This window comes from Acetobacter papayae (assembly GCF_047721125.1).
Classification (GTDB): domain Bacteria; phylum Pseudomonadota; class Alphaproteobacteria; order Acetobacterales; family Acetobacteraceae; genus Acetobacter; species Acetobacter papayae.
Map to the genome: position 1 here is coordinate 1 of NZ_JBDNWF010000064.1, position 3,054 is coordinate 3,054.

At 62.5% G+C, this 3,054-nt stretch carries 3 protein-coding genes and 1 other RNA gene; 3 read left to right on the forward strand and 1 reads right to left on the reverse strand.

The window, feature by feature from the left end; translation table 11 throughout:
- Nucleotides 1-832, forward strand: an 832-nt coding sequence (locus ABF757_RS12095; protein ID WP_415482583.1) for an Mrp/NBP35 family ATP-binding protein, incomplete at its 5' end; no start/stop codon positions are given.
- 113 nt (nucleotides 833-945) lie between these two features.
- Here ABF757_RS12095 and thyX read toward each other — a convergent pair.
- Nucleotides 946-1,854 carry an FAD-dependent thymidylate synthase gene (gene thyX / locus ABF757_RS12100; protein WP_025860684.1) on the reverse strand — a complete coding sequence of 303 codons (909 nt, stop codon included), beginning with the start codon at nucleotides 1,852-1,854 and terminating at the stop codon, nucleotides 946-948.
- A gap of 89 nt (nucleotides 1,855-1,943) precedes the next feature.
- Here thyX and ssrA point away from each other — a divergent pair.
- Nucleotides 1,944-2,273: a transfer-messenger RNA gene (gene ssrA / locus ABF757_RS12105) on the forward strand.
- Nucleotides 2,274-2,450: 177 nt separating this feature from the next.
- Nucleotides 2,451-2,990 (forward strand): SspB family protein, encoded by a 540-nt coding sequence (locus ABF757_RS12110; RefSeq protein WP_025860683.1) that lies wholly within the window; start codon nucleotides 2,451-2,453, stop codon nucleotides 2,988-2,990.
- The last annotated feature ends 64 nt before the right edge of the window (nucleotides 2,991-3,054 follow it).

Below are 3,054 nucleotides of genomic sequence, written 5' to 3' on the forward strand. Positions count from 1 at the left end.
CCCCCGCGCTGCCGCAGGCCACAGGCCGCTGGGTGGCCCGGCCCCTGCGGCCAATGCCCCGGTTCTGCCGGGTGTGCGCACGGTTATTGCCGTAGCATCCGGCAAAGGCGGAGTGGGTAAGTCCACCACCGCCGTCAATCTGGCGGCCGGGCTGGCCATGGAAGGCCTGAAAGTCGGGCTGATGGATGCCGATATTCACGGTCCTTCACTGCACCGCATGCTGGGCACGCAAGGTCGCCCGGCCGTGGTGGAAGGCCGCATCCAGCCTGTGGAAGCATGGGGCATACGGGCCATGTCGCTCGGCATGCTGGTGGATGAAAACGCCGCCATGATCTGGCGCGGCCCCATGGTCATGGGGGCCATCAACCAGCTTCTGGTCGATGTGGACTGGGGCACGCTGGATGTGATGGTGGTCGACCTGCCCCCCGGCACGGGCGATGCGCAACTGTCGCTCACGCAGAAAGTGCCGCTAGCCGGGGCGGTTATCGTCTCCACCCCGCAGGATATCGCCCTGATAGATGCCCGCCGCGCCGTAACCCTGTTTGAAAAGGTCGGGGTGCCGCTGCTGGGGCTGATCGAGAACATGTCGTATTTCTGCTGCCCCAACTGCGGCCATAATACCGAACTGTTCGGCCATGGGGGTGCCCGCAAGGAAGCCGAAGCGCTGGGCGTGCCGTTTCTGGGTGATGTCCCACTGCTAGCCGATATTCGCGCCAGTGGCGATAACGGGGTACCGGTTGTGGTGGGTGCGCCGCAAAGCGAGGGGGGTAAGGCATGGCGGCACATTGCCCATACCGTGGCGCAGGCCCTCAGAGCCCAGTCCAAGGCCTGAATACAGACACGGTGTGCCGGGCCACGCCCCCGGCACACAAAACCACCCGTCAGGCTGCCAGACAAAAAGCGGGTGGGTAACGGGGCTGCCGGGTCGTGCCCGGCAGAAATGGCTCAGCCTTTCAGAGTGGCCTGCATTTCATCCCATTCGCGGCGGCTCAGGCCTGATGCGGCCTGCTCCACCACCTCGCCCGCCAGCATGCGGCGCAGAACCGACATCATGGTAGCGGAAAAGGTCACGGCACCCCGGCGGTATTCCTCGAAAGCGGCCGCCGCCTGCGGCACCCAAGCATGCAGCACCTTGAGCATTTCCTCGGCATAGACACGAATTTCGTACTGGGCGTGCGGGTCTATGCGCAGAGCCAGAAAATGCATGAGGTTATGCAGGTCTGTCTTCCAGTACCACTGGGTATAGGTGTTGAGCGTCAGGTTGATGCGCGCAAGCTCGCGGGCAAGGCCGTAGCCTTCCTTTTCATCCAGCATGCGTTCGTAATCGCCAAAAGCGCGCAGGGCATCGCCCCGCAGGATATCGAGCACCTCGGCTGCGGCCTGCGGGGCCAGTGTTTCCCCACGGCCCTGCCGGTTGACCGCGCTCTGTGCCGCCATGTTCTCGGGGGCGGGCAGATAGAACTCGTTATCGAGAATGGAGTAGCGGGCGGAATATTCGTTCACGCTCGCCATACGGTGGCGAATCCACTGCCGGGCAACAAAAATCGGCAGTTTGACGTGAAACTTGATCTCGCACATCTCGAACGGTGAGGAATGGCGGTGCCGCATGAGATAGCGGATCAGCGCCGCGTCTTCCGTCACCTTGCGCGTGCCACGCCCGTAGGAGACCCGTGCAGCCTGCACGATAGCCCCGTCATCGCCCATATAGTCGATCACCCGCAAAAAGCCGTGGTCCAGCACTTCCAGCGGCTGGTACAGCATGGCCTCGAGCGCAGGGACACTCGGCCGCAGCGTGGAGGAGACTTCCTGCCCGTGGGCTGCGATCTCGGCGCGTTGTTCTTCGGTCAGGGGCATGCGCGGGGGCCTTTTACCATTACCATGTGGACGATACGCGGCGGTTGTACAGGTTACCCCCGCAGGATGAAAGGGCTTAAGCGCGCGCAGCCCTTGCGCCTGCGCCGCACGCCGCCTATGTTGGGGGTGCCGGGAGTTTTCTCGCGGCTATGGCAATAAACGGGGTGTGGCATAGGCGTAGTGGACCCGGGGGCGGTACCCGGCGTCTCCACCAAAAATCCCAGCCGGATAACGGTCAGGATCACTGGGGACGAAACAGGCTCGACACGCGCAGTAAAGACATCTTTTTTGCCCGGTATTGTACCACCGTTATCGGGCTAATTTTACAAGTGCCAATGATAACACTGAGGTGCTCGCTGTCGCTGCATAAGCGATAAGCGCGGTTCGGGAGGGCACCGGGCAACAGAAGCCCTCCCACTTCATAACGACTCTGCCAGACAACACCGCATGACCGGGCTTTGCATGCCCATGCGGTGCTGCGCACTGAGCAATACGGGCCACCATGGCGCACACAGTTGGGTGTGACAGGTTGCACTGACGCGGCTTTTCGCGCATGGCTGGCACAACACCCCCACCCGGCGGCAAGGAGAGCAGGCATGACCGATGACCACGATAACACCGGCGAGAATGCCACCTTCCCCCCCTCCGGCCTGCTGCCTTATGAACGCTGGCTGAACCTCGCCTACAGAAGCGTGATGATCAACGCGCTCGAACATGTGAGCCGCGAAGGGCTTGCGGGCGACCATCATTTCTATCTGACTTTCCGCACGGACTTTCCGGGCGTGGAAATTCCAGCTCGCCTGCGCGCCCAGTACCCGCACGAAATGACCATCGTCCTGCAACACCAGTTCTGGGACCTCAAGGTCGATCACGAGACCGATATCGTATCGGTCGGGTTGTCCTTTGGGGGTGTAGGCACAACGCTGGTCATACCCGTGTGGGCCTTTACGGGCTTTGCGGACCCGTCCATCGGCTTCAGCCTGCAATTCGCGGCTGAGGAACTGGAGGACGAAGCCGCTGAAGAAGCGCACGAAGAGCACACGCCCGAAGAGTCCGGGGCGGAAACACAGGGTGAGGCAGCCTCGCAGGTTGTCAGCCTTGACGCATTCCGCAGGAAAGGCCCATCACCGGCCTGACCCCGGTGCCTGACAGTCAGGGGCCTGGGCCGGGCCAACGGAGAACAAGAAAACAGTCATGACC

What these genes read in the sequence shown, in the direction of transcription:
- thyX (WP_025860684.1), bottom strand. Translation starts at nt 1,854, where the DNA reads ATGCCCCTGACCGAAGAACAACGCGCCGAGATCGCAGCCCACGGGCAG.
- ABF757_RS12110 (WP_025860683.1), top strand. Translation starts at nt 2,451, where the DNA reads ATGACCGATGACCACGATAACACCGGCGAGAATGCCACCTTCCCCCCC.